Genomic DNA, 26,213 nt, shown 5'->3' on the forward strand with positions numbered 1-26,213 from the left:
TTACTAATACTATAAAATCAATTCGGCAATAACTCAACCTCAGCATTTGGGTTAAATAGATACATTTTTCCCGAACTCACTTCCAAGCATTCAAAACGCTTGGTTCGGATCGCTATTTTCTTAAAAATCTTTCCGTTTTGTATCCTAAAAATACTTCCGTACGGGATCTCAAATACGTAGTTTTTATCATTTTGCTTGTCAAACTGCTTCAGCGCCAGAGACAAAGTCGCGTCAGTATCACTACTTGCAGTGGGATTTCTAAAATGCTTTGCGAGTAATGGTAGTAATTGATTGGGGAAAATTTCTGGCCGAATAAATGGAACCATAATTTGCTGAAAGGAATATTTCCACTCATTCCCATGCGGTTTTATATTTCGCCCAAATTTCTCAAAAGCTACCAAATGAGAAATTTCGTGAATTAGCGTAATCAAAAACTTATACTTATTCAGATTTGAATTAACCGTAATTTCGTGCTTGCCGTTCAACCCCTTTCTGTAATCCCCATGACGTGTTTGTCTTTCGTTTACAATTTTGAGATGCACACGATTAACAACAATTAACTCAAAAACTGGTTTTACTGCGTGTTCTGGAATATATCTTGCAAGTGTTTCGCTCAAAGCAATTATGTATTATGGGTTTGTTGAGGATACTTGTAGTACTTTCCCATTGTAGTATTTATTTCCTGTCAATGTAAAGTCAAAAATATAATCAGCCATTTCGTTGGCTTTTATTGGTGCTTGATACCCTGGGAAAGCTTCTTCTAACATTTCTGTTTGTACTGCACCCAATGCCAAAACATTAAAAGAAATACCTCTTTCTTTATATTCTTCTGCCAATAATTCTGATAAGGTAATCACAGCTCCCTTACTTGAACTATAAGCTGCTAATCCTGCAAATTTAAGACTGCCTTGTATTCCTCCCATAGAACTTATGGTAACAACATGACTTCCTTTTTGTAGAAAAGGCAAGCAAATACGAGTCAAATTTGCAACAGCAAAAACATTTACCTTATAGATATCTTCAAAATCTTTTTGTTCCGTTTCTGAAAAAGGTTTCAACATAAAGCTCCCTGCATTATGAACAATTGCATCTACTTTTTTCCAAGTCGTTGACAAGAAGTCCTGCACTTTGTCTAAATCAGCTTCATTTGACAGATCAACAGGCAGACAGGTGATGTTTTTGTTTTCAATAAGAATTCGGGGCGTTTTTCTGGAAATAGCGAGAACTTGATGCCCTGCATTGGCAAATTTTAAAGCCAACTCATATCCTATTCCTCTACTTGTACCTGTTACTATAATATTTTTCATAAAGCAAAAATAAACAAAACATCACTAATGGCAGCTATACAAGAAAAACTAATTCATGTGAATTTCACGACTTGCTGTTCGGGTCATTTCTGTCACTGCTGGTAGCATCTCCTGAATAAAAGAAGTCATATGTATCATATCCATCATTTTAAATTCATCTGAGACATGGTGGTAGTAGTCGAAATTATCAAAATCAAAAGTACTCACCGAATGGCAAGGCACATCAAAAACATCATAAAAGGAGTAATTATCTGATCTGTAAAACAATCTTAATTCTGCTTCTTTACGAAGAAAACCAATAGTGCTTTTCCCTGTATATTGATTAATCTTACTCGCCATATTAGACTTGTCAAAACCGGATATATAAGCTAGATAATCCCTTTTCATAGGAACACCAATCATCTCAATATTAAACTGCGCATAAAGATTGAAATTTTGCTCTTTCAGTTTTTTTGCCAAATGTTTAGACCCTAGCAATCCTTTTTCTTCTCCCACAAAGAACACAAACAAGACGCTCCTTTTATTGGATTTAGTAACACTGAAATACTTTGCCATTTCGGCTACCGCTGTAGTGCCAGAAGCATCATCATTTGCGCCATTATTAATAAAATCTCCATTAACAGCTGTTTTAGCTAATCCAATATGATCATAATGCCCACTAATCAAAACAAATTCTTTTTTTAGTATGGGATCACTTCCTTCGATATAACCTACAATATTATAAGCCGTTCCCTTAAAATTAGACAAAGTGTCTCGATAAGACGCAAAATAAGGAGCAACATCATTCCTTTTTAAAAACTCTTCCAAATAAACTGCAGCTTTCTCCATCCCTGCTGTGCCCGTTGCTCTGCCCTCTAACTCATCTGAAGAAAGATATTTTAGCATATCCGATACTTCATGCTCTTTGACTTGATACTTAATGACCGCTGATTGATGTGACGTTTCACTAATAACATCAGTAAGCAATCTAGAGTTTGGTTTACAGCATAAAAAGATCAATGGAAGTAGTATTATAAAATTTCTCATAGTTTGAGCTTTCGAATTTGAGACTTTTTTTTAGCTAAAATATTTCTTAAATACTTTATATCCTTGGACAAAAGCCAAAATTATAAAAAATACAGGGATAATTACTGGAACCAAGTATTTTGAAAAGTTTTCAGTATTTTGAGAAAGCGAATGTAAGAAATATACAAGTCCAATCATGCCTGAAAATGTTCCAATTAATGTTCCAGCCAAATAATAGAACTTGAGGGATTTCTCTGTTTTTATATATTTTCCATTAATCAAATATAAATTCCATCCGGCCCAGAAAGGAAGCTGCAAAAAATTCAAACTGCTCAACATTAAGCCAATTAAAAAAGAGGAATAGCTAACATATTTTGCTAAATAGTTTCTATTTCCAATTGCTTCGCTTGAAAGTGAATAAAAGGAATAAGCCAAAATCAACAAAAAGAGAACACCAACGATGTCAATAACTTTCATTAGTTTCTTGTTACTCGCTAACCTATTTGCAAAAACTAAGGTGAAGTAAATGAAAAAGGCTTCAATAAAAATGACGCCCAATAAATATAAAAGTAGTTCTTGAACACCAAAAGCAGAATAGATTTCGAATCCAACAATATTCAAATACCCAAGCGGAATCGAACCAAGAAAGCTAACCGAAAAACCAACAAGAATATTTTTAAATCTTATCATCATATTAGAAATTGACAATTTTATTGCTTTGTTCCAAATGCATTCGATATTCGCGCATTCCCAGTTTATGGTTAAGATAAGGAGTCCCCATTTTATTATTAGCTACACTTATTTCATACATATACGTAATATGTCTAGCTAATTCTTTCCACGCAAAAAACAAAGAATGTTTAGGGTCATAAATATGAGTTGGTTCACTTGCAGCTCCATTTAACTCCACTATCGAAAAATTTTCTCCGCGTTCTAATTCTTCAATTGTATTGTACATAACATCCAATCTTCCGAAATAAAAGCCCGGTATCTGTAGACACATTTCATTAATAGTCTCTTCTAGTTTTGGAGTAATCCACTGACTTCCATCAATAAACTTTGCGCCACGAGCATGATTCCCATAAGGAACCAAATTCAACTTTTCTCCTTTTGGCAATATCTCTTGCAGTTTATCTCCAAATTCTTGCCTCAATACTTTTAATTGCAATTCGTACCTTGGATTCTCTCTTATTAAATCTTCTATAGTTGCTTTACCGGTTCCGGTTAGTATCATGAATTCCTTAGACACAATTCCAGTAAGCTTTCCCGATTTTTGATCTGGATAACGCACATAAAAAATTCCAACTTCATTTTTAAAAGGAATCAAATCTTGAATTACGTAATCAAAATTTGCCTTTCGCGCATATTGTTCTAAATCAGCGACCGTATTAATTTTCATTACTCCAGATCCACGCAAACCTATGTCTGGTTTCGCTATCAATGGATATTTTATACCTGCATCATTGATTATTTTTTCTACTTGCTCTACTGGAGTACCTTCCTTTATAAGTTCGGTTTTTGGGTAATAGTGCGACGGAATTAAATTATAAATGGCTTTCTTCGATTCCATAATAAAGCCGCCATTCTTTATCGATGGATTAGATGCATTAAAGAAGAAAATAGACTTTGCTTTAAACGAGTAAAAGATCCACAGAAAATAAATTGGAATATAAACAACCTGAAAAGGCCAATATTCCCAATGGGTGATTTTATGAAACAGTAGTTTGTTTCTGCTATTTTTCATCACTCGGATTAAATTTAAATAATTATAAATGAGGTGACGCTGTCTTTTCCTGTAACCAAATCATCATGCAGTAAGGACACTTTATTGCTTTCTATCACTGACTGGGTAATACTCAAGGTTTTCAACTCGTTATTCCTGTTGATGACCAATCCGTTTTCTTGATTTTCAGAGTCTGAGTATCGGTGAAATTGATACATTTCATTTTCTGAAACTATAGGAGTATGATCTAAAAAAGAATAAAATGCATTAGAACGCTCTTTTCGAATGTCAGCTGGATACAAAGTTGACGAAGACCAAATATGCTTTTCGTCAGAATTGAGTTCGGTTGACTCTTTGTTGTCTCCATTCCAGCGCAACTGAAATAACTGTTGATTTTGAAACAACACCAGAGTAAAAGGCTCTATATTTTCCAAATCCAATTCCTCCCAAAAATCCCTTGGTGAAACACTTCCGATAAGATCTAAAACAATCAACCCTCTACTTTTCCTATATGGTAGTTCGACTTGGTGTTTTTCGCTGGCACCATTTAATAACACTAAAACAGTTCCCATTTCATCTACAACATACCAGGTTCCACCCGCTTTCGGATCCTTTGGAAAAATAACATTTTTACCTTTTACAATATAATTTTGGGGAGCAATTGCACTGGCTCTTACTACCTTTTCGTCACGGTTTGAGGTAATGATGACTTTATCAAAGTATTTTACAAAACTTACTGTACACATTGCCTTCTGTATTCAATTGTTGAACGGGCAACTCCGAAATTTTCACCAACTAAAATAGCGGTATTTTGCAAAACAGCCACTTTTATCAAAGCTTGGTGATGGATGCAATGCTCTAAATTATAAAGTAATTCTCTCAGGTAATTACTTTCAACGATAATTTCTTCACCATCAACTATTTGCTGTAATTCCATTTTCTTATTTTCTCTTTCCAATGAATTTTGGATAATTCTAATCTGACTAATCGCGAAATTAGTATCAGTTTGAATTAGTATATTTCGCTCCCGTTTATCATAATTGACAATAGCCGAATCATAATTTTTTTGAAGGCATTGAAACATTTCGATAATATGTCTTGAATGCTCTCCGATAGTAGAATTACTCAACGCGGCACATTGCTTTGAGTACTCTGAATTTGAGATTTGATTGAGCAAATCACCCAACTCGTTTAAGCTATTTTTTATAGATAGTATAAGCATATTAGAACTTTAATTTTAATAAGTTGGGTATTGCATTCTTATTTTGATACACTAAAGCAGAACAACAAAGAAAGCTAATTAGCGCCATAATAAAAAGGACACCCCTATCGTTCTGTACTTCAATCCCTAAAACAAGCAAATGTGACAAAATAGCTCCAGCCATAATTCCTAATCCTATCAAGGCACCCAGTAAAGTTGTTCTTGGTATTAGTATTAAAATAGAAGCGATTAACTCTGCTACTCCAGAACCAATTCTACCATAAGGTTCCATACCCAAAATGGAGAAAATATAAATACTTTCATCAGCTCCCGTAAATTTAAAATACAAAGTCTGAAGTAATATTGTGGCAACAACAACACGCAATATCCAGGATACTAATGATGATTTCATGTGTTTTAGTTTCAATTAATAATCTTTCTCCAATTTACATCAGCCTTAGTCTTTAAATTATCCTGGTCTTTATTCCAGCTCTTCAAGGTATTAGTAAAGTAAGCATTATAGAAAAGATATAGTTTACCATCTATAATTTTGAAAGTATAAGGATTTACTGTTACTTTTTCGCCAGAATCTCCCATCGCAAAAGCACACCAACCACCATATTGCGGCTCATAAGCGGATGGTTTTTTTAGGAAAGCTTCTTTATTTTCTGAAGATGAAAAATAATAATTTACTCCTTCAAAAACAGCACTCAGTTCTTTATTACCCTTTACTGCTTTAGACTGCTTAAAATAAGTAACAGGATCATATCCTTGAATGGCGACTTTCTTTTCTAAATTAAATTCAGAAGTTAGCTTATTGGCATTTTGCGAAAATCCATTAAGGCTAAATAATACGCAAATAATGATTGCTACTTTTTTCATAGTGTTATATTTGATTAATGCAAAACTACTTAAGTATTTTAAAGAGAAATGTCAGCTACATTGCAGTTCCTATAAAATAATTAGAAACTGCAAACATCGTTTATAATTATTTCTTTTCGATTGTATCCAATAATACCGTTTGCCACCATTTCGTTTAGTAATTGGGTTGCAGTTTGTCTCGAGGTACAAATGATCTGGGCAATATCATTTTGTGTCAAATAATTCTCGATAACTATTTTGTTTTCTGTTCTAATCCCTTCCGTTTCTCCCCAAGCTTTCAAAAACAAAGACAGTCTAGTTTTAGAGTCTTTTGAAATCAGATTAGAATAACTATTCTTAATCCGTTTCATTTTTAAGCCAACAAATTTAGTATAAGATAAGGCTAAGCTTGGATTTTTCAACAAAACATCTTCAAAATCTGAAAGTAGAAAACTACAAATAGCCACATCATCCGAAAGCACTTTTGCGTATTCATTAGCCTGACTGTCTACTTCTAAAGTCAATTCGCCAAAGAGATCCCCTTTTTGAATAATATCTTTAATCGTTTCATTCCCATCTTCATCAACAGCAACAATTTTGATATTCCCTTTTTTCAATAAAAAAATCCTAGGTACATCTGATGCAGAGAAATAGATAATCTCTCCTTTTTGTGCTTTTTTAAAACCCATGATAATACACAATTGTTTTATTTGTCCAAAACTTAAAGTTCTAAACAATTTATGATCGCGCAAATACCAATATTTTAAATCTTCGTACATAAATGTGTTTTGGTAAATGTATTAAAAATTCGAATAAAAAATAAAAACCCTTTCAAATCGAAACTTGAAAGGGTTTTAAAAAAGTTATTAAATTTTATTTAAGAAACTAAAGTTCTAGAAATCACAATACGTTGTATTTCTGAAGTTCCTTCATATATTTGGGTGATTTTTGCATCACGCATCATACGTTCCACATGGTATTCTGCCACATATCCATTCCCACCGTGAATTTGTACTGCTTCAATTGTCGTATCCATAGCTGTTTGAGAGGCAAATAATTTCGCCATCGCTCCTGATTGAGAAATGTCTTTTCCTTCATCTTTTTCAACTGCAGCTTTCAAACATAACATTTTGGCTGCCATAATTTGAGTCGCCATATCTGCCAATTTAAAAGCTATCGCTTGATGCTTGAAAATTTCTTTTCCAAAAGCTTTACGTTCTTGAGAATATTTCAATGCTAACTCATACGAACCAGTTGCTATTCCTAAAGCTTGGGAAGCAATTCCAATTCTTCCTCCGTTTAATACGGCCATTGCAAAATTGAATCCAAATCCGTCTTCACCAATTCTATTTTCCTTTGGTACTTTTACGTCATTAAAAAGTAGAGAGTGTGTATCTGATCCACGAATCCCCATTTTCTTTTCTTTTGGACCAATATCAAATCCAGCCCAACCTTTCTCTACTATAAAGGCATTGATTCCTTTATGTCCTTTTTCGATATCCGTTTGTGCAATGATAATATAGGTAGAAGCTGAAGATCCGTTTGTAATCCAGTTTTTCGTACCATTTAACAAATAATGATCTCCTTTATCAATTGCCGTTGTTTTTTGCGAAGTCGCATCAGAACCAGCTTCTGGCTCTGACAAACAAAAAGCACCTATTACTTCCCCTGTAGCAAGAGGAACTAGATATTTCATTTTTTGCTCTTCATTACAGTATTTCTCTAATCCGGCACAAACTAAAGAATTATTCACAGACATAATAACAGCTGCAGAAGCATCTATTTTTGCGATTTCCGTAATAGCTAAAACATAAGAAACACTATCCAATCCAGACCCCCCGTATTTTGGGTCAACCATCATTCCTAAAAAGCCAAGCTCTGCCATTTTTTTAATTTGCTCGGTTGGGAATTTCGAAAACTCATCTCTTTCAATTACTCCCGGCAACAATTCGGTTTGAGCAAAATCTCTAGCGGCTTGTTGAATCATTAACTGCTCTTCTGTTAGATTAAAATCCATAACGATATAACTTTTTTATTAGTTTGCAAACTCTTCTTAGAAAACAAAAATATAAATCCATAACTTAGATTTAAATTTAGAACCTAATTTATTTATTATTCAACTGAAGAATTGACGATTATTTTACATTGTTTAATTTATCCTGCTTTTTGTTTAAATAAAGTAGGCAAAGATACTTTATTCTTGTGAAATTATCAATTTTGATTTGTAAATTTGCCACATGAAAGAGGATTATTACAACGTTATAGGAGTTATGTCAGGAACATCACTTGACGGAATCGATTTGGCCCATATTGAATTCCAAAAAAAGGGCGAAAAATGGGATTTTAAAATCCTTGAAAGCGAAACCGTACCTTATAGTAAAGAGTGGGTAGATATTCTAAAATTAGCAGTTGATTTCTCTGAAGACGATCTAAAAAAGACGAACCAAGAATACACTAAACTTCTGGCTTTCGTTATTTCAAGTTTTATAGATAAGCATAAAATTAAAAATCTAGACGCTGTTTGTTCACATGGACACACCATTTTACATCAACCCCAAAACGGAATAACACTTCAAATTGGAAACCTACCCGAAATTTCAAACTTGATTCAACAACTTGTCGTTTGTGATTTTAGAGTACAAGATGTGCAGTTAGGAGGACAGGGCGCACCTTTGGTCCCTATAGGTGATCGTATTTTATTTCCAGAATACGATTATTGCATGAATTTAGGTGGATTTTCGAATGTTTCTTTTGAGGAAAACGGAAAACGCATTGCCTTTGATATCTCTCCGGTCAATACGGTATTAAATTTCTATGCTAACCAATTGGGATTGGATTATGACGATAAAGGGACAATTTCAAGATCAGGAAAAACCAACCAAAATTTATTAGACAAGCTAAACAACTTGTCTTATTACCACACAAAATACCCTAAATCATTGGGGTTTGAATTTGTAAAAGAAACTGTTATGCCTTTGATTGAAAATTTCGAAATTAATATTGAGGATAAATTAAGGACTTTCACGGAGCATGCGGCCATTCAAATAGCATCAGCGTTGCCAAATAAAAAAGGCAGTCTTTTTATAACTGGTGGTGGCGCCTATAATACTTTCTTTATCGAAACAGTGCAAAGCTACCTTCCCGAAATAAAAATAATAATCCCATCAGCTAAAATTCTGGAATTTAAAGAAGCCTTGATTTTTGCATTACTAGGAATTCTAAAATTACGAGAAGAAAACAACGTATTATGCAGTGTAACTGGAGCAAAAAAAGACCATAGTTCAGGTGTAATTCACCACTTGAAATAAAAATAAAAATACACTATTCACAATATTCTATTTTTTATATTTGTACAAATTAAACATATCGCAACTAAATGAAAGATTTATTAAAGAAATTTGAAAATAAACAGCCTGAAATTATTTTTAACTGGAAAGATACCGAAACAGATGCCGAAGGATGGACAGTGATCAATTCGCTTCGTGGCGGTGCAGCTGGTGGTGGTACCAGAATGAGAAAAGGCTTAGATATAAATGAAGTATTGTCTTTGGCAAAAACCATGGAAGTAAAGTTTACTGTATCTGGACCAGCTATTGGTGGTGCTAAATCTGGAATTAACTTTGATCCAAATGACTCAAGAAAAAAAGGAGTTCTACAACGTTGGTATAAAGCGGTATCTCCATTATTGAAAAGTTATTATGGAACAGGTGGTGATTTAAATGTTGATGAAATTCACGAAGTAATCCCAATGACGGAAGAATGCGGTGTGTGGCATCCACAAGAAGGTGTTTTTAACGGTCACTTTAAACCTACAGAAGCAGACAAAATCAATAGAATTGGTCAATTGCGTCAAGGTGTTGTTAAGGTAATCGAAAATCCAAAATTCTCACCAGATGTTTCTCGTAAATATACAATTGCTGATATGATCACCGGTTTTGGTGTTGCAGAAGCAGTTCGCCACTTCTACTCTACTTATGGTGGAGATGTAAAAGGAAAGAAAGCGATTGTGCAAGGTTTTGGAAATGTAGGTTCAGCAGCAGCTTTCTATTTAGCCGAAATGGGTGCTAAAGTAATTGGTATAATCGATAGAGATGGTGGATTAATAAACGAAGAAGGATTCTCTTTTGAAGAAATAAAATCATTATTCCTTTCTAAGGATGGTAATAAATTAGTTGCAGAAAACATGATTCCTTTTGAGGAAATCAACCAAAAAATCTGGACAATTGGTGCTGAAATATTTACTCCATGCGCAGCTTCAAGATTAGTTGCACAATCTCAAATCGACAGTTTAATTGCTAATGGTCTAGAAGTTATTTCTTGTGGCGCTAATGTACCTTTTGCTGATAAAGAGATATTTTTTGGCTCAATAATGGAAGATGTTGATCACAAAGTGAGCTTAATCCCCGACTTTATTTCAAACTGTGGTATGGCAAGAGTTTTTGCTTATTTTATGGAAAAGAAAGTTCAAATGACTGATGAAGCCATATTCCAGGATACTTCAACAACTATTAAAAATGCTATTAAAAAAGCACATGCATTAAATAGCTCAAAAACAAACATAAGCGCTACTGCTTTTGAAATTGCCCTAAAACAATTAGTGTAACAAATCAGTTTTGGGTCGCTTCAATTTTTTGATAGTCCACAATAATACTTAAGTCAGTTTGATGAAGTCACCGTAACGTGAATTTATCGAACTGATTTTTTTTGTAAAATCTAAAAGTTGGCCCGAATATTGAAGCCTATAGCGACAATTAAGAATCTTTTTTGTTTGATATTATTATCTCAAAAAAGTAACAATTTTTATAATATATTAGCGTTTCCATAATAAAGAAAATTTCTATGAGTATATTGTTACAAGCAGATACCCTATCTGTTGCACAAGAAAATTTAGCCGATGCTGTTCCTGTTGAGAAAACATTATCAATTATTGAATTACTAACAAGCGGAGGACTAGCGGGTCAGATTATAATGACCGCCTTGTTTTTGATGTTTTTTGCCGCATTGTATTTATACTTTGAGCGTTTAATGGCAATAAATGCTGCCTCAAAAATTGACCCCAACTTCATGGGACAAATCAGAGAAAACATTAAAAATGGCCGCATTGACAACGCAAAAATTGCATGCGCACATTCTAAATCCCCTGTTGCGCGATTAATTGAAAAAGGAATCTCAAGAATAGGCAGACCACTTGAAGACATTAATACTGCGATTGAAAACGCCGGAAAATTAGAAATATACAAGCTTGAAAAAAATGTAAGTATGCTAGCCACTATTTCTGGAGCAGGTCCTATGACCGGTTTCCTGGGCACGGTTGTGGGAATGATCCAAGCATTTCATAAAATGGCAACTGCTGGAGGACAAATTGAGGTTGGAGCACTGTCCGAAGGTATTTACACCGCAATGACAACAACAGTAGTTGGTTTAGTTGTGGGAATTATCGCCTATGTGGGCTACAATCATTTAGTTGTAAAAACGGATAAAATTGTTCATCAAATGGAAGCCAATGCGGTTGACTTTTTGGATTTATTAAATGACCCTGCTTAATATTTAGGATTCCAACAAAAAAATAATCTACTTATGAATTTAAGAGGACGAAATAAAGTTAGTGCTGAATTTAATATGTCATCCATGACAGATATTGTATTCTTATTACTAATATTCTTTATGCTAACATCTACCATGGTAACCACAAATGCTTTGGATTTAGTACTCCCTAAAGCAAAAGGAAAAACAGATAGCAATAAGAATATCGCAGTGAGCATCAATAAAAAACTAGAGTTTTTCATTGATAAAGAGCCTGTATCAGAAACTGAGTTAGAGGCAAAACTATTAACACTGTTTTCTGCAGACAAGGAGCGAGCGATCATTTTAAGAGCAGAAGAAGGTGTCCCAATTGAGAAAGCAGTCAATGTTTTGGATATCGCAAACAGAAACCAAATCAAAGTTGTTTTAGCCGTAAGGCCAAAATAATTTCAGTTGACCTTCAAAAAAAGATAGATTCTACATGAAATATTTAGAAACAAAAGAAGAAAAAAAATCATTTGTCATCACATCAGTTCTTTTTGTGATCATGTTGGTTTTGTTTTTTTATTTAGGATTAACTTCTTTAGACCCTCCTCCTGAAAACGGAATCGCCATTAACTTTGGAACAACTGAGTTTGGCTCTGGAGAAATACAACCTACTGAAGCGATTCAATCAGCACCTAAGACGACCGCCGCAAAACAAGCAGCCTCAAGTGAGGAGGAAATTCTTTCTCAAGACATCGAGGAAGCAGTGGTAATGAAGCAAGTCAAAAAAGCCCAACCTACAAAAGAAGTAGCAAAAGAAGAAGTTAAACCAAAACCAAAAGAAAGCCCAAAACCTTCAAAAAGCACCTCGGATGCACTGTCCAGCTTAATTAACGGTCCTAAATCAGACGGAAAAGCAAAAGGAGGTGAAGGAAACGACAATGTTGCTGGCGATAAAGGGAGCTTAAATGGCGATCCATACGCAAACAGCTATTATGGTTCTGGAAGCGGGACCGGAAATGGAAGCGGCTGGGGGCTGAACGGAAGAAGTATCAGCACAAGAGGCAAAGAAGTACAAAAATGCAATGAATTTGGTACTGTAGTGGTTCAAATCACGGTAAACAGAAACGGAAATGTAGTTGCGGCCAAATATACTAAGGGAACTACAAATACAAACCCATGTCTTGTTGAACCTGCATTGGCAACAGCCAGAAAATACAAGTGGCAGGCTGATTCAAATGCCCCTGAAACCCAAATAGGTTTCATTACCGTTAATTTTAAACTAGGGGAATAATATCCAATTGATAATTCAAGACACTATCTAGTTATCAAAACATCAAAAAACAATGAATTATCAAGAAACTACAGAATGGATGTTTAATCAACTTCCTATGTATCAACTTCAGGGTGCATCTGCCTATAAAAAGGATTTAACAAACACCCACCTATTGGTTAATCATCTTGATAATCCACAACAAAATTTAAAGTGCATTCATGTCGCAGGCACCAATGGAAAAGGTTCCACTTCGCACATGTTGTCAGCCATATTACAAGAAGCTGGTTATAAAGTGGGCCTCTACACGTCACCTCACTTAAAAGACTTCCGAGAACGAATTAAAATTAACGGAGCAGATATTTCAGAAGAATTTGTTTGTGAATTCATCAATACTAACAAAAGCTTTTTTGAATCTAAGGATATCAGTTTTTTCGAAATGAGTGTTGGCTTAGCATTTGACTATTTTTCGACAGAAAAAGTAGATATTGCCATCATTGAAGTGGGAATGGGCGGAAGACTTGATGCAACCAATATTATCACACCACTTGTATCCGTAATTACCAATATAGGATTAGACCACACCCAATTCTTAGGAAATACCCTGCAGGCGGTTGCTTTTGAAAAAGCAGGCATTATAAAGCCAGGCATAGCAGTTGTTATTGGCGAATACACTGCTGAAACAAAACCGGTTTTTTTGGCTAAAGCCGAAGAATGCAATTCTGAAATTTATTTTGCTTCCAATCTAATTTCAAAAAGCTATCCATCTGACTTAATTGGGGATTATCAAATCCACAATAAAAAAACAGTGCTACAGACAATCAATATTCTAAACACTCAAACAGAATTTCTTATATCTGAAGACCAATTAAAATCTGGGCTATTAAATGTCGTAAAAAACACGCACCTTCAAGGGAGATGGCAACAACTAGGAGATTCACCAAAAATAATTTGCGATACAGCTCATAACAAAGAAGGCCTATCTATTGTACTAAATCAAATAGAAAAAGAAACTTTTGATACTTTACATATTGTCTTTGGGGTAGTTAATGACAAAAACTTAGAGGAGATTATGCCTTTATTACCCAAAAATGCAATTTATTATTTTAGCCGACCAAATAACCCAAGAGGATTAAATGCTCAAACCTTATATGAAAAAGCGCAAGAGTTTAACCTAAAAGGAGAAGTATTTAATTCAATTACAACTGCTTACAAAAAAGCAAAACAAACAGCAAAAGGCACTGACTTTGTCTACATTGGCGGGAGTACATTTGTTGTTGCAGAAATTTTATAATTTTTTTTGTTTTTTGCTTGTATATCTAAAAAAGAGGCTTATATTTGCACTCGCAATAAGGAAATGAAAATTAACAAATTGCACTAGGGCGATTAGCTCAGCTGGTTCAGAGCACCTCGTTTACACCGAGGGGGTCGGGGGTTCGAACCCCTCATCGCCCACAAAAAACTCCATTAGAAATAATGGAGTTTTTTTATGTAAAATTACGCCGAATGAATACAACAAGCAGAAGCTAAACAAACAATTTCTCCGATCGATTTATAAAAAAAGCACTATTGATATTTAATCAATAGTGCTTTTTTTATTTTTAAAACTTAACTCTAAGACAGATATTCTAACGTTCGCTCCAGCGCCATTCCTCTTGACCCCTTTATAAGAATTGTGCTCTGTTCTATTTTGTACTCTTTTAAAAACGCAGAAAAAGCATCAAATGAATCGTAAAACTGAAAATTGTTCTTATCTATTCTATTGCCATAAAAAGCAGAACCAATAAAAAAACATTGAACTGTATCTTCCTTTATAAGGGATTCAATTAACTCTTTATGTTCTTTTTGACTTTCACTTCCAAGCTCAAACATATCTCCTAAAATAATCACTTTATTAAGCTTCTCTAACTGCAAGAAGTTTTCAATTGCAACAGCCATACTACTTGGGTTTGCATTGTAGGCATCTAATATAATTTCATTATTTCCATTTGAAACTAATTGCGACCTATTGTTCTCTGGAATATAACTTTCTAAAGCTTCTTTAATGGACTTATCTTCGACATCAAAGTACTTTCCTATGGCGATTGCTGCATTAACATTATTAGCGTTATAAAGCCCTATTAAATGAGATGTGATGGTAATATTAGAATAACACAATTCAACAAATGGATCTGCTTTTATCGATCTAATTTCCAAATCAGCATTTTTATTATTTAATCCAAATGAATAGCATCTTAAATTCTTAGATCTTTCAACTTGAATTGAATCTTCTAGATTTACAAACGCTAAGTTATCATTTTGAGACAAAAAATGATACATCTCACTTTTACCCTCAATAACGCCTGCAACGCCGCCAAAACCTTCCAAATGTGCCTTTCCAAAATTAGTTATATAACCATAATCAGGATTTGCTAACTCACAAAGAAATTCAATTTCCTTTTTATGATTAGCCCCCATTTCTACAATCCCAATTTCAGTTTCTGAATTAAAGGACAATAAAGTTAAAGGAACACCAATATGATTATTTAAATTACCAACAGTGGCTTTTGTATTATACTTCTTCGAAAGTACCACATGTATCAATTCCTTAGTAGTTGTCTTACCATTACTCCCTGTAAGCGCAATGATAGGCAACTTCAGATATTTTCTATGAAATTGAGCCAACTCTTGCAAAGCAACTAAACTGTCCTCTACTAAAATTGTTCTTTCGTCAATGTAAAACGACTCGTCATCTATAATAACATAAGAAGCGCCTTTGATTAAAGCTTCCTCAGCAAATGTATTAGCATCAAAACGCTCCCCTTTTATCGCAACGAATAGTGAATTAGACTCTATTTTTCGCGTATCAATTGAAACCGCATTGCATTTTAAAAACAAACTATGAATGTACTTGATATCCATTTAAAAACGATTTAAAAAAACAAAAGCCCTAATCAAAGGGCTTTCGTATATATAATATATTAATAATTTAATTTCTTGCAGATTTTCTTTTTTCCGCTTTTGGCCCAACCTTAGACATTGCACATCTAAATCCAATATAGTCAGTAGCCATATCCTGCGGAAAATATCTTCTTTGCGCCGGATCTAGCCAATAAGCTCTGTCTCTCCAAGAACCTCCTTTATAAACTCTTACTTCATCATTTATTAAAGTTGTTCTTTTGCTTGACACATCATATTTTCTAACCATCATTCCTAAACTGTCAGTAGTTACATTATGCTTAGGTGAGTTATACATTTTTTTATCGTCTTTTTCTTTCTCAGTATCTGACTCAGAATTACCAAAATTATAATACTTAGAAGATTGCTTATCACCGTCTCTATAGTTAATATTATTACTTTTATCAAAATTCTGTCTCAAATAAGTTTCGTTTTCATCAACTGGAACTTGAGCAATTTGACCAGGAAAACTTCTTACAATTACTTTACCATTACTCAAAGTATCTCTTTTCATCGTTTCTAAAGTAACGATCTCCACTTTTCCATCTGACCCAATTTTATTTTTAGTGTAGCGATTCCCTCTAAAATAATTGAAGTCATTTGACTCATTATCTATAACTGGTCTGTAAACATCAAGTACCCATTCCGCAACATTTCCTGCCATATCATAGAGACCAAAATCATTAGCTGGGTATTTCTTTACTTCATTCGTTATATCAGCTCCATCATCAGACCAACCTGCAATACCTCCGTAATCTCCGTTTCCTTGTTTAAAGTTGGCTAACTGATCGCCTTTACTTTGCCTTTTTCCAGAACGGGTATAGCTTCCTGACCATGGATATTTTTTTTGTCCTTTATAGATATTATACTCTCTTTGTCCCACATCAGCTGCTGCCGCATATTCCCATTCGGCTTCGGTAGGAAGCCTGTATTCTGGCAAAAGAATTCCTGATGAACGTTGTGCATAGACATTTTTTTGCTCTGTCACTTTTCCGTCTTTTCCAGCCTTAGGACTTTTTCTAGCCCCTTTCGCACCTTTCAATACAATTTCTTCATTTCCGCCATACGTCATAGTTGGCGCTTTCAGATAAGTTTCTGTACTAAAAGAAGCTTCTGCAGTAACATCTTGTGTTTTTGCATTTTTCTTCAAGTATCCCTTTTTCTCTAATATAGCTTCGTTCACACGATCTGTTCTCCATTGACTAAATTCAACTGCCTGAATCCAATTCACACCAACAACAGGGTAACTTGCATATGCTGGGTGCCTTAGGTAGTTATTAGTCATAGTTTCATTATAACCTAACCTATTTCTCCAAACTAAAGTATCAGGTGATGCACCTTCATAAATATGCTCATAAATATCTTCTGTAGGAGGGAATACATTTTTCAACCAATCTAAGTATTCTCTATACATAAAGTTTGTTACTTCTGTTTCGTCCATGTAAAATGACTGTACATGCTGTTGAGTTGGAGTATTATTCCAATCGTGCATTACATCATCTTCCACTTTACCCATTGTAAAAGTTCCTCCTTCAACGAAAATTAATCCAGGACCAGCCTCTTGTTTCTTAGCATTGGAAACCCTTTTACTATCGACGTCCCAACCAGTACCCCTTGAAGCACTTTTCGAACTAGACTTTTTACTGCAACTAGCAAAACCTATAATCATTATCATAGATAACATTAATCGCAAGGCTATAATTTTGTTTACTTTCATACTCTTTTAAAGGTAATAATTTTAAGTGATGCAATATAATAATTAACCATTAACAGGCAACACCATATTTAATAAATTTACTGTGATGTATTATATACAACGAATTATATAAAACAAACGCAAATTTATACTTTTTATTATTTATTTTTATACTAAATGACATATTTTTACTCATTATAATATTTGATTATTAATAGCCTTTTATAAAATAATGCGAAAAATTCTTTTCTTTAATTTACTCCTAATTTCCTTTACCACATTTGCCCAAACAAGAGGCAACATTACTATTCAATGGATGGAAAAAACAGAAATGGATTACGGGAATTTTAAAATTAATATCCCTCAATTTTCCGGTAACGAATATCATTATAATGCATCCGACAAAGCCCTTTATTTCATATTAAACATCAATGAACCAGAATCTTTTGAAGAGAATAACATTGAAATCAACAATGTAGTATCCGAATCCATTTCCGCGTCAGAACTCGGTAATTTAGACATTAGGAACATTCCAAAATCCATAACCAGTTCTTTAAAAAACTCCAACTCAAGAGGCACTAAACAATCTTTTCTTACGCTATCGCCAATAATAAATACTGAATTCGGATTTAAAAAGATCATATCCTTTTCCTATACTTTAGATAATAAGACTAACAAAACCTCACAACAAAACAAAATCTCAAATCTCATTTCTAATTCTATTTTAGCTACTGGAGATTGGTATCGCTTTTACGTTGAGAAATCAGGAGTATATAAAATATCCAAAAAATTCTTAGAAGAAACAGGCCTTAATGTAAGCAATATTGATCCAAAAAAAATCAAAATTTACGGTAATGGAGGAAAAATGCTTCCTTTGTCAAATGCCACTTATTACCCTTCGGATCTGACCGAAAATGCAATCCAAGTTTTTGGAGAAAATGACGGAACATTTGACAATGAGGATTACATTTTATTTTATGCCGAAGGAGTAGACACTTGGAACGAAGAAAGTCAAACCCACAGCAATCTTTATGACTCCAAATCCTATTACTATGTCACCATAAAAGGAGATAATGGAAAAAGAATAAATGAAATGATTCAGCCACAAGGAGTCAACACCATAAACCTAACGACTTTTGACGATCACAAATACCATGAATTAGACTTAACCAACATTGCACATCTGGGACGACAGTGGTTTGGCGAGTCATTTGACATTAACCAAGAACAAGAGTTTGAATTCAACTTTCCCAACATTGATCCTACCACACCAATAAAAATAATGACAACAGCGGCTTCTGCCGCATATACCCCCACTTCGTTTCAAGTGAGCTCAAATGGACAAGCTATTGGTCAAATTTCATTTCCTGCAATCAATGCAAATTCAGACACGGAATTTAACGTAAGATATTTACCCGCTAACACTACTTTAACTGCTTCCGAAAATATAAAAATAAAACTAACTTATAATAATAGTGGTGTACCAGGTTCGAAAGGCTTTCTGGACAACATTCGACTCTCTGCCAAAAGCAAACTTAAAGGATACGGAAAACAATTCCATTTTCAATACGACTTGTCTAATTCGAACTTAGGAATTGTCAACTACACTATATCAAATGCCAATGAAATTTCGCAAGTTTGGGATGTTACCGACCTATACAATATCACAAAAGTTGAAAATCCTAACCAAGCCTCATTCTCATTTAAAGCAAGTTTAGGAGAAATTAGAAAATACATTGCTTTAGATGCTGCGGATTATTTTACTCCTTTAAAGGACAATAATCCTAAAGTTATCAACCAAAACATAAAAGGCACCATTTTCAACAACAACCAAGGAAGCTTTCAAGACATTGACTATGTCATTATAACTCCAAATTCCTTAATTACTCAAGCTGAAAAACTAGCTAATTTTCATCGTTCCTATTCCAAGCTCAACGTTAAAGTCATTACCATCGAATCTATTTACCAAGAATTTTCTTCTGGAAAACAAGACATAGCCGCCATAAGAAATTGCATTAAATACATCTATGAAAATGCCTCTTCTTCAGCAAGCACAATAAAATACGTAAACCTTTTTGGGGACGCTTCATATGATTATAAAGACAAAACAATCAACAACACCAATATAGTACCTATTTATCATGCATTAAACAGTAATTCAACTGGAGAAGCTTCCTTTGCCTCTGATGATTTTTTCGGACTAATGGATGATAACGAGGGTAATATTATTTCGTTTTTTGGAGGTATTGACATCGCGGTGGGAAGAATGCTGGTAAGCAATCCTAAACAGGCCGAAGAGATGGTAAACAAAGTTATAGAGTACCATGACCAAAAATCATATGGCAGCTGGAGAAACAATTTTGTCATGATCAGTGATGACTCTGACCAAACATCTGACGCAAGTCTACAAAACAGACAAAACATCTTAGCCGACAAAATCACAACTGAAAAACCCTTTTTTAATGTAAACAAAATTATTTTGGACTCTTATACTCAAGAAGCGTCAGCAGGAGGCTTCAGATATCCGAAAGCACGGACAGATTTATTCAATGCTTTCGAAAAAGGAGCATTAGTTTTTAATTATCTTGGTCACGGAGGTGAAGACGGATTATCATCAGAACGCATTTGGGAAAAATCAGATGGCCAAAACTTGAGCAATCAATATAAGTACCCCTTATTCATTACAATCACCTGCGAATTCTCCCGCTTTGACAACCCTAGTAGACCCACTGCCGGCGAATACACCTATTGGAATCCTAGAGGTGGCGCTATCGCTATGATTACAACAATTAGAGCGATCGGCCAATTTAGTGCCGAGAATTTTAATGACACTTTAACTGAAAATTTACTGTCTTTTGGATCGAACCAATATACATCTATTGCTGAAACATTACGGATCTCAAAAAACAGCAACCCTAACTCAGCTACTAACGTAGTTTTTTACATTGGCGATCCTGCCTTATTTCTTGCAATACCAAAGCCTAAAATACGACTAACAAAGGTCAATGACGTTCCAATAACACAAACCATTGACGACTTCAAATCTTTGGCGCGCATCAAGTTAACAGGCGAAATAACTGACGAAAACGAAAACACTCTTTCTAATTATAACGGAGAGCTATACACGACTATTTTTGACAAAATAATCCCCAGAATAACATATAATAATGATGAAAATAGTCCGCCTATAAATTTTAGCACTTCAGGCGAAACCATATTTAGAGGAAACGCAACTGTGACAAACGGAAAATTTGAATTTAGTTTTGTTGTCCCTCGAGACATTCGCATTCCTGTAGCTAATGGAAAAATCAGCTTCTACGCTAAAAAAAACCAATTATTTGAAAATCAAACAGGTTTTGATACAAAAATAAAAATAGGCGGAATCAATGAAAATGCAGTCGCAGACAATATTAGTCCAAAAGTAAAGTTATATATGAATGACGAGACTTTTGTTTCAGGGGGTATAACCAATACATCACCCTTTTTACTGGCATTTCTCGAAGATGAAAACGGGATCAACACAGCTAGTGGAATCGGTCATGATATTGTCGCTGTTTTAGATGGCGATGTGAGCAATCCTTACTTACTAAATGATTATTACCAAACCAGTTTAGACGATTATACAAGTGGAAGCCTCCGATTTCCATTACGAAATATAACAGCTGGATTACACACCATTACTTTTAAAGCTTGGGACGTATATAACAACCCAATAACTGCTGAAATTCAGTTTGTGGTAATGGGAGATGACAAAATAACTTTGACACATGTATTAAATTACCCTAATCCATTTGTCAATTATACTCAATTTTGGTTTTCACACAACAGACCATTCGAACCTTTGGTAGTTCAGATTCAGGTAATCACCATTACAGGAAAGGTGGTTTGGACAAAAAACCAAATTATATCAACTGAAGGATTTTTATCAAAAGAGATCACTTGGGACGGTAGAGATGATTTTGGTAATAAAATTGGAAAAGGAGTTTACATTTACAAACTAACTGTCAAGTCTAGCTTTACAAATAGTAAAGCTGAAAAGATTGAAAAACTTGTGATACTTTAATAAAATACTATATTTGTTTAATCAATTTTTAATAATAAAATGAGAAAATTAATGCTTTTCACGGCTTGCCTACTTGGCCTTTCTTTTGCGCATGCTCAAGATAGAGTCATAACTACAGCGGTTCCGTTTTTATTAGTTTCTGCTGATGCAAGAGCTGCGGGTATGGCTGACGTGGGCGTCGCAACTTCAAGTGATGTTTTTTCGCAACAATGGAATCCAGCAAAATATGCATTTGCCATTGACAAACAAGGCTTTTCTATAAGCTACACTCCCTACCTAACAGATTTAGCAAATGATATATCCTTAGGGCAAATTACCTATTACAACAAAATCAGTGAACGAAGTGCATTTGCAACTAGCCTTCGATATTTTGGTTTTGGCGATATTGAATTACGTGAAACCGGAGACCCCACTGAAGTTCCACGAACTGTAGCTCCAAATGAATTTGCATTAGACGGCTCCTATTCATTAAAACTAAGCGAAACCTTTTCCATGGCAGTAGCAGGAAGATATATTCGCTCTAACCTAAAAGTCGTTACAGATAATGGTGATGCATCTGCAGCAAATTCATTCGCAATAGATGTTGCTGGATTCTACCAGTCAGAAGAAATGGCATACAGCGAATTTAATGGGAGATGGAGAGCTGGGTTCAACATTCAGAATTTAGGTCCAAAAATAAGTTATGATAACGATGAGTTTAGTACTAACTTTTTACCCGCAAATTTAAAAATAGGAACCGGATTTGATTTTATTCTTGACGATTATAATAAAGTAGCCGTAAACTTAGAATTCAACAAACTATTGGTACCAACACCTCAAACCCCAGATTTAAACGGAGATGGAACGATTACTTCTGAGGAAAGATCGCAAAATTTAGACAACTACCGTTCGATAGGATGGGTTTCCGGCATATTCAAATCATTCGGAGATGCGCCTGATGGGTTTAGTGAGGAGCTTAAAGAATTTACATACGCATTGGGTGCTGAATATTCATATCAAGATTCATTCGCTATGCGCCTAGGTTATTTTAATGAAAGTGATTTAAAGGGAGCTCGCAAATTTTTCTCTCTTGGCGCTGGTTTTACATACAATGTAGTAAAAGTGGATTTATCCTATTTATTTTCGGCATCAAAAGTAAAAAACCCTTTAGAAAACACCTTACGTTTCTCTTTAACCTTTAACTTTGGAGACAAATACGATCAATACTAGTCACAAATAAATATTTAATTTAAAAATCCAAATTTCATACTATTGAAATTTGGATTTTTTTTCCCAAAAAAATAATGAAAGAAATAACAATTACCACTCGATTCTCTGCATACAATGCAATTGACGAATTACCAAACGACATTCAAAATCTTATGGAACAAGCTATTGCTGTTAGAAAAAATGCTTACGCACCATATTCGAAATTCAGGGTAGGAACTGCACTTTTACTAGACAATGGAAAAATTGTTTTAGGCTCGAACCAAGAAAATGCAGCATACCCTTCTGGACTTTGTGCTGAACGCGTCGCCATCTTTCAGGCAGGAGCCATTTATCCCGATGCTAAAATTATAAAAATGGCAATTACTGCGGCATCAGACACAAACAAAACTACGAGTCCCATCCCTCCTTGTGGCGCTTGCAGACAGTCAATCGCTGAGTACGAAACAAAACAAGACACCCCTATTGAAATATATTTTATGGGAGAACTAGGTGACATCTATAAATCTGAGTCCCTAAAAAACTTACTTCCTTTTATGTTTGATAAAAATTTCTTGTAAAAAAACTAAAAAGTATCCTTTTAATTTTACTTCTCAGTTGGAATGTCATATTTTTGCAATTCGCAAATTTGTGAAAGAAAACTCTTTTGCGACATTTAGGTACTAGTTGATAACACACTAAAAACTTTAGCAAAAGAACAATTGAGATGAAAGAAGTTACAAAAGAGGTTTATTTAAAGTGGTATGAAGACATGCTACTTTGGAGAAAGTTTGAAGACAAACTTGCAGCATTATACATACAACAAAAAGTCCGTGGATTTTTACATTTATACAATGGTCAAGAGGCTGTCCTTGCAGGTGCATTGCACGCAATGGATTTGACAAAAGACAAAATGATTACTGCATACAGAAATCACGTTCAACCAATTGGAATGGGAGTTGATCCAAGACGCGTCATGGCGGAACTTTTAGGAAAAGTTACTGGAACATCAAAAGGAATGGGTGGATCAATGCACATTTTCTCAAAAGAACACCGTTTTTATGGTGGACACGGAATCGTAGGAGGACAAATTCCTGTAGGAGCTGGACTCGCTTTTGCAGATAAGTATTTTGAAACTGGCGGCGTGACGATGACCTACTTTGGTGACGGAGCTGCTCGTCAAGGTTCTTTGCACGAAGCTTTTAACATGGCTATGCTGTGGAAGCTGCCTGTTGTTTTTATCGTTGAAAACAACGGTTATGCAATGGGAACTTCTGTAGAAAGAACAGCAAACCATACTGACATTTGGAAATTAGGTCTAGGATATGAAATGCCTTGCGGACCTGTTGACGGAATGAATCCAGTAAAAGTTGCTGAAGCAATGACAGAGGCAATTGATAGAGCTCGACGTGGTGACGGACCAACGTTTCTTGAAATGAAAACATACCGTTACAGAGGACACTCTATGTCAGATGCCCAACTTTACCGTTCGAAAGACGAAGTTGAAGAATACAAAAAAATCGATCCAATCACACAAGTCTTAGATTTGATTAAGGATCAGAAATACGCTACTGACGAAGAAATTGAAATCATCGACAAAAGAGTAAAAGATTTAGTTCAAGAATGTGTAGATTTTGCTGAAGAATCTGAATATCCTCCGGTGCAACAACTTTACGATGTAGTATACGAACAAGAAAACTATCCATTCATCCCTCATAAACTATAAATCAATTATGGCAACAATTATAACAATGCCTCGCTTGAGCGATACTATGACGGAAGGAACTGTAGCGGCTTGGCTTAAAAACGTAGGAGACAAAATAAGCGAAGGAGATATCCTTGCAGAAATTGAAACCGACAAAGCAACAATGGAATTTGAATCCTTTAATGAAGGAACACTTTTATATATTGGAATACCAGCAGGTGAAACTGCATCAGTTGACTCTTTATTGGCAATTATAGGTGAAGAAGGTGAAGATATATCTGCACTATTGGCCGAAAAACCAGCAACTACTACAGCAGAAGTAGAAGAGGAAACTAGTGAAAAAACCGAAGTTAAAAAAGAAGAGACTGCTACTCCATCAACAACTTCAGTACCTGAAGGAGTTGTCGTTGTAACTATGCCTCGTCTTAGTGATACAATGACGGAAGGAACTGTAGCTACTTGGCTGAAGAAAGTAGGAGACAAAATAGCTGAAGGTGATATCCTTGCTGAAATCGAAACTGATAAAGCAACAATGGAATTCGAATCTTTCAACGAAGGAACTTTATTGTACATAGGAATTCAAGATGGAGAATCAGCTCCCGTTGACAGCTTATTAGCTATCATAGGTCCTGAAGGAACTGATATTAGTGGAATTGCTAAAAATTATACAGCTGGAGGTACTCCAGAAGCAGCAACTGAAGACGCAAAATCAGCACCAGCTGAGAAAGTAGAACCAATTGTACAAGAGGCTTCAACAGATGGTCAACGTATTCTAGCGTCTCCATTAGCAAAGAAAATAGCTAATGACAAAGGAATTCAGCTGACTCAAGTTAAAGGCTCAGGTGAAAATGGACGTATTGTAAAAAGCGATATTGAAAATTTCACTCCTGCAACAGCAGCTGCTCCACAAGCAGCAAGTGCAACTGCACCAACAGCAGCAAAAGCTGAACCAGTAGCAGCTCCAAAAGTATTTGTCCCTGCTGGAGAAGTTTTCACCGAAGAAATCAAGAATTCGCAAATGCGAAAAATAATTGCTAAACGTTTGGCAGAGTCATTATTCACTGCGCCGCATTACAATTTAGTAATTGAGGTAACAATGGACGAAGCGATGAAATCAAGATCTATCATTAATGGCGTACCAGATACAAAAGTATCGTTTAATGATATGGTGATAAAAGCTTGCGCAATGGCTTTGAAAAAACATCCAAAAATCAATTCTCAATGGAGAGAAGATTCAATCCTTATCAACCATCATGTAAACATTGGTGTTGCAGTTGCAGTTGAGGATGGATTAGTGGTTCCTGTGTTGCGATTTACAGATGCTATGAGTTTATCTCAAATTGGAGGAAACGTAAGAGACCTTGCAGGAAGAGCAAAAAACAAAAAGTTATTGCCTACAGAAATGGAAGGAAGCACTTTTACTGTTTCAAACCTTGGAATGTTTGGTATAACTGAATTCAATTCGATCATCAACCAACCAAATTCAGCAATCCTTTCAGTTGGAGCAATTGTAGAAAAGCCAGTTGTCAAAAATGGTCAGATCGTAGTAGGAAACACAATGATGTTATCTTTAGCGTGCGACCATAGAACAATTGACGGAGCTACCGGAGCGCAGTTCTTGCAAACATTAAAACAATTTATAGAAAACCCAGTTACGATGCTTGCATAAAACTAAGCTTTCTATTTTTATATAATAAGAATCCCATTTTGAAATTTCAAAATGGGATTTTTTTATTGACCATAACTAAA

The 26,213-nt window shown here is 34.9% G+C and carries 24 protein-coding genes and 1 tRNA gene; 12 read left to right on the forward strand and 13 right to left on the reverse strand.

Features of this window, described 5'->3' with window-relative positions; genetic code table 11:
• Positions 1-17: 17 nt before the first annotated feature.
• From HJ01_RS02065 to HJ01_RS02115, 11 genes are all read right to left on the reverse strand, one after another.
• Positions 18-617, reverse strand: a complete 600-nt coding sequence (locus HJ01_RS02065) for a SprT-like domain-containing protein (RefSeq protein WP_007136611.1) — start codon at positions 615-617, stop codon at positions 18-20.
• A 12-nt stretch (positions 618-629) separates the two neighbouring features.
• Positions 630-1,307, reverse strand: a complete 678-nt coding sequence (locus HJ01_RS02070) for an SDR family NAD(P)-dependent oxidoreductase (protein WP_007136612.1) — start codon at positions 1,305-1,307, stop codon at positions 630-632.
• A 48-nt stretch (positions 1,308-1,355) separates the two neighbouring features.
• Complete coding sequence (locus HJ01_RS02075; protein ID WP_040473608.1) at positions 1,356-2,333, reverse strand: M28 family peptidase; 978 nt, start codon at positions 2,331-2,333, stop codon at positions 1,356-1,358.
• A gap of 30 nt (positions 2,334-2,363) precedes the next feature.
• Complete coding sequence (locus tag HJ01_RS02080; protein WP_238531060.1) at positions 2,364-3,005, reverse strand: hypothetical protein; 642 nt, start codon at positions 3,003-3,005, stop codon at positions 2,364-2,366.
• 1 nt (position 3,006) lies between these two features.
• On the reverse strand, positions 3,007-4,056 hold the full coding sequence (locus HJ01_RS02085; RefSeq protein WP_040473609.1) for a D-alanine--D-alanine ligase: 1,050 nt from the start codon (positions 4,054-4,056) through the stop codon (positions 3,007-3,009).
• A 14-nt stretch (positions 4,057-4,070) separates the two neighbouring features.
• Positions 4,071-4,781 carry an NRDE family protein gene (locus HJ01_RS02090; protein WP_007136616.1) on the reverse strand — a complete coding sequence of 237 codons (711 nt, stop codon included), beginning with the start codon at positions 4,779-4,781 and terminating at the stop codon, positions 4,071-4,073.
• Positions 4,769-5,257 carry a hypothetical protein gene (locus HJ01_RS02095; RefSeq protein WP_007136617.1) on the reverse strand — a complete coding sequence of 163 codons (489 nt, stop codon included), beginning with the start codon at positions 5,255-5,257 and terminating at the stop codon, positions 4,769-4,771. Before HJ01_RS02095 ends, HJ01_RS02090 begins: the two co-directional genes overlap by 13 nt.
• 1 nt (position 5,258) lies before the next feature.
• Positions 5,259-5,648 (reverse strand): DoxX family protein, encoded by a 390-nt coding sequence (locus HJ01_RS02100; protein WP_007136618.1) that lies wholly within the window; start codon positions 5,646-5,648, stop codon positions 5,259-5,261.
• An 11-nt stretch (positions 5,649-5,659) separates the two neighbouring features.
• Positions 5,660-6,118 (reverse strand): YHS domain-containing (seleno)protein, encoded by a 459-nt coding sequence (locus tag HJ01_RS02105; RefSeq protein ID WP_007136619.1) that lies wholly within the window; start codon positions 6,116-6,118, stop codon positions 5,660-5,662.
• A gap of 80 nt (positions 6,119-6,198) precedes the next feature.
• Complete coding sequence (locus tag HJ01_RS02110) at positions 6,199-6,876, reverse strand: Crp/Fnr family transcriptional regulator (RefSeq protein WP_007136620.1); 678 nt, start codon at positions 6,874-6,876, stop codon at positions 6,199-6,201.
• Positions 6,877-6,974: 98 nt separating this feature from the next.
• Entirely contained in the window at positions 6,975-8,114 is a 1,140-nt protein-coding gene (locus tag HJ01_RS02115; RefSeq protein ID WP_007136621.1) for an acyl-CoA dehydrogenase family protein, read from the reverse strand.
• A gap of 220 nt (positions 8,115-8,334) precedes the next feature.
• Here HJ01_RS02115 and HJ01_RS02120 point away from each other — a divergent pair, with 220 nt between their 5' ends.
• The 7 genes from HJ01_RS02120 (at position 8,335) to HJ01_RS02150 (ending at position 14,333) form a co-directional block, all read left to right on the forward strand.
• Positions 8,335-9,405 (forward strand): anhydro-N-acetylmuramic acid kinase, encoded by a 1,071-nt coding sequence (locus HJ01_RS02120; protein WP_007136622.1) that lies wholly within the window; start codon positions 8,335-8,337, stop codon positions 9,403-9,405.
• Between the two features lie 68 nt (positions 9,406-9,473).
• Positions 9,474-10,700 (forward strand): Glu/Leu/Phe/Val dehydrogenase dimerization domain-containing protein, encoded by a 1,227-nt coding sequence (locus tag HJ01_RS02125; protein ID WP_007136623.1) that lies wholly within the window; start codon positions 9,474-9,476, stop codon positions 10,698-10,700.
• 236 nt (positions 10,701-10,936) lie between these two features.
• Positions 10,937-11,641: a MotA/TolQ/ExbB proton channel family protein gene (locus HJ01_RS02130; RefSeq protein ID WP_007136624.1), complete on the forward strand. Its 705-nt coding sequence runs from the start codon at positions 10,937-10,939 to the stop codon at positions 11,639-11,641.
• Positions 11,642-11,674: 33 nt separating this feature from the next.
• Complete coding sequence (locus tag HJ01_RS02135; RefSeq protein WP_040473611.1) at positions 11,675-12,067, forward strand: ExbD/TolR family protein; 393 nt, start codon at positions 11,675-11,677, stop codon at positions 12,065-12,067.
• Positions 12,068-12,101: 34 nt separating this feature from the next.
• On the forward strand, positions 12,102-12,899 hold the full coding sequence (locus tag HJ01_RS02140) for an energy transducer TonB (RefSeq protein ID WP_007136626.1): 798 nt from the start codon (positions 12,102-12,104) through the stop codon (positions 12,897-12,899).
• A gap of 52 nt (positions 12,900-12,951) precedes the next feature.
• Positions 12,952-14,172, forward strand: coding sequence for a bifunctional folylpolyglutamate synthase/dihydrofolate synthase (locus HJ01_RS02145; protein WP_007136627.1), 1,221 nt, complete (start codon positions 12,952-12,954; stop codon positions 14,170-14,172).
• An 86-nt stretch (positions 14,173-14,258) separates the two neighbouring features.
• A tRNA-Val gene (locus tag HJ01_RS02150) sits at positions 14,259-14,333 on the forward strand.
• 159 nt (positions 14,334-14,492) lie between these two features.
• On the opposite strand, the gene HJ01_RS02155 is transcribed toward HJ01_RS02150, so the two are convergent.
• Together HJ01_RS02155 and gldJ are read right to left on the reverse strand one after the other, a co-directional pair.
• On the reverse strand, positions 14,493-15,779 hold the full coding sequence (locus tag HJ01_RS02155) for a UDP-N-acetylmuramoyl-tripeptide--D-alanyl-D-alanine ligase (protein ID WP_007136628.1): 1,287 nt from the start codon (positions 15,777-15,779) through the stop codon (positions 14,493-14,495).
• A 67-nt stretch (positions 15,780-15,846) separates the two neighbouring features.
• Positions 15,847-17,532 carry a gliding motility lipoprotein GldJ gene (gene gldJ, locus HJ01_RS02160; protein ID WP_007136629.1) on the reverse strand — a complete coding sequence of 562 codons (1,686 nt, stop codon included), beginning with the start codon at positions 17,530-17,532 and terminating at the stop codon, positions 15,847-15,849.
• A gap of 211 nt (positions 17,533-17,743) precedes the next feature.
• Here gldJ and porU point away from each other — a divergent pair, with 211 nt between their 5' ends.
• The 5 genes from porU to HJ01_RS02185 all read left to right on the forward strand — a co-directional run bounded on the left by porU (position 17,744) and on the right by HJ01_RS02185 (position 26,133).
• Positions 17,744-21,574, forward strand: a complete 3,831-nt coding sequence (gene porU, locus HJ01_RS02165) for a type IX secretion system sortase PorU (RefSeq protein WP_007136630.1) — start codon at positions 17,744-17,746, stop codon at positions 21,572-21,574.
• A gap of 39 nt (positions 21,575-21,613) precedes the next feature.
• Positions 21,614-22,783, forward strand: coding sequence for a type IX secretion system outer membrane channel protein PorV (gene porV / locus HJ01_RS02170; RefSeq protein WP_040473612.1), 1,170 nt, complete (start codon positions 21,614-21,616; stop codon positions 22,781-22,783).
• Between the two features lie 74 nt (positions 22,784-22,857).
• On the forward strand, positions 22,858-23,340 hold the full coding sequence (cdd, locus tag HJ01_RS02175; RefSeq protein WP_007136632.1) for a cytidine deaminase: 483 nt from the start codon (positions 22,858-22,860) through the stop codon (positions 23,338-23,340).
• A 146-nt stretch (positions 23,341-23,486) separates the two neighbouring features.
• Positions 23,487-24,485 carry a pyruvate dehydrogenase (acetyl-transferring) E1 component subunit alpha gene (gene pdhA / locus HJ01_RS02180; protein ID WP_007136633.1) on the forward strand — a complete coding sequence of 333 codons (999 nt, stop codon included), beginning with the start codon at positions 23,487-23,489 and terminating at the stop codon, positions 24,483-24,485.
• A 7-nt stretch (positions 24,486-24,492) separates the two neighbouring features.
• Positions 24,493-26,133 (forward strand): pyruvate dehydrogenase complex dihydrolipoamide acetyltransferase, encoded by a 1,641-nt coding sequence (locus tag HJ01_RS02185; RefSeq protein ID WP_007136634.1) that lies wholly within the window; start codon positions 24,493-24,495, stop codon positions 26,131-26,133.
• Positions 26,134-26,213: the final 80 nt, after the last annotated feature.

Origin of the sequence: Flavobacterium frigoris PS1, from assembly GCF_000252125.1 — a bacterium.
GTDB lineage: Bacteria > Bacteroidota > Bacteroidia > Flavobacteriales > Flavobacteriaceae > Flavobacterium > Flavobacterium frigoris_A.

Excerpts from the sequence above, each read along its gene's own strand:
- HJ01_RS02185 (WP_007136634.1), top strand. The coding sequence starts at position 24,493 with ATGGCAACAATTATAACAATGCCTCGCTTGAGCGATACTATGACGGAA.
- HJ01_RS02110 (WP_007136620.1), bottom strand. The coding sequence starts at position 6,876 with ATGTACGAAGATTTAAAATATTGGTATTTGCGCGATCATAAATTGTTT.
- HJ01_RS02140 (WP_007136626.1), top strand. The coding sequence starts at position 12,102 with ATGAAATATTTAGAAACAAAAGAAGAAAAAAAATCATTTGTCATCACA.
- gldJ (WP_007136629.1), bottom strand. The coding sequence starts at position 17,532 with ATGAAAGTAAACAAAATTATAGCCTTGCGATTAATGTTATCTATGATA.
- HJ01_RS02155 (WP_007136628.1), bottom strand. The coding sequence starts at position 15,779 with ATGGATATCAAGTACATTCATAGTTTGTTTTTAAAATGCAATGCGGTT.
- porU (WP_007136630.1), top strand. The coding sequence starts at position 17,744 with ATGCGAAAAATTCTTTTCTTTAATTTACTCCTAATTTCCTTTACCACA.
- HJ01_RS02125 (WP_007136623.1), top strand. The coding sequence starts at position 9,474 with ATGAAAGATTTATTAAAGAAATTTGAAAATAAACAGCCTGAAATTATT.
- pdhA (WP_007136633.1), top strand. The coding sequence starts at position 23,487 with ATGAAAGAAGTTACAAAAGAGGTTTATTTAAAGTGGTATGAAGACATG.
- HJ01_RS02145 (WP_007136627.1), top strand. The coding sequence starts at position 12,952 with ATGAATTATCAAGAAACTACAGAATGGATGTTTAATCAACTTCCTATG.
- HJ01_RS02105 (WP_007136619.1), bottom strand. The coding sequence starts at position 6,118 with ATGAAAAAAGTAGCAATCATTATTTGCGTATTATTTAGCCTTAATGGA.
- cdd (WP_007136632.1), top strand. The coding sequence starts at position 22,858 with ATGAAAGAAATAACAATTACCACTCGATTCTCTGCATACAATGCAATT.
- HJ01_RS02070 (WP_007136612.1), bottom strand. The coding sequence starts at position 1,307 with ATGAAAAATATTATAGTAACAGGTACAAGTAGAGGAATAGGATATGAG.
- HJ01_RS02130 (WP_007136624.1), top strand. The coding sequence starts at position 10,937 with ATGAGTATATTGTTACAAGCAGATACCCTATCTGTTGCACAAGAAAAT.
- HJ01_RS02115 (WP_007136621.1), bottom strand. The coding sequence starts at position 8,114 with ATGGATTTTAATCTAACAGAAGAGCAGTTAATGATTCAACAAGCCGCT.
- HJ01_RS02095 (WP_007136617.1), bottom strand. The coding sequence starts at position 5,257 with ATGCTTATACTATCTATAAAAAATAGCTTAAACGAGTTGGGTGATTTG.
- porV (WP_040473612.1), top strand. The coding sequence starts at position 21,614 with ATGAGAAAATTAATGCTTTTCACGGCTTGCCTACTTGGCCTTTCTTTT.
- HJ01_RS02080 (WP_238531060.1), bottom strand. The coding sequence starts at position 3,005 with ATGATGATAAGATTTAAAAATATTCTTGTTGGTTTTTCGGTTAGCTTT.
- HJ01_RS02090 (WP_007136616.1), bottom strand. The coding sequence starts at position 4,781 with ATGTGTACAGTAAGTTTTGTAAAATACTTTGATAAAGTCATCATTACC.
- HJ01_RS02100 (WP_007136618.1), bottom strand. The coding sequence starts at position 5,648 with ATGAAATCATCATTAGTATCCTGGATATTGCGTGTTGTTGTTGCCACA.
- HJ01_RS02135 (WP_040473611.1), top strand. The coding sequence starts at position 11,675 with ATGAATTTAAGAGGACGAAATAAAGTTAGTGCTGAATTTAATATGTCA.
- HJ01_RS02120 (WP_007136622.1), top strand. The coding sequence starts at position 8,335 with ATGAAAGAGGATTATTACAACGTTATAGGAGTTATGTCAGGAACATCA.
- HJ01_RS02085 (WP_040473609.1), bottom strand. The coding sequence starts at position 4,056 with ATGAAAAATAGCAGAAACAAACTACTGTTTCATAAAATCACCCATTGG.
- HJ01_RS02075 (WP_040473608.1), bottom strand. The coding sequence starts at position 2,333 with ATGAGAAATTTTATAATACTACTTCCATTGATCTTTTTATGCTGTAAA.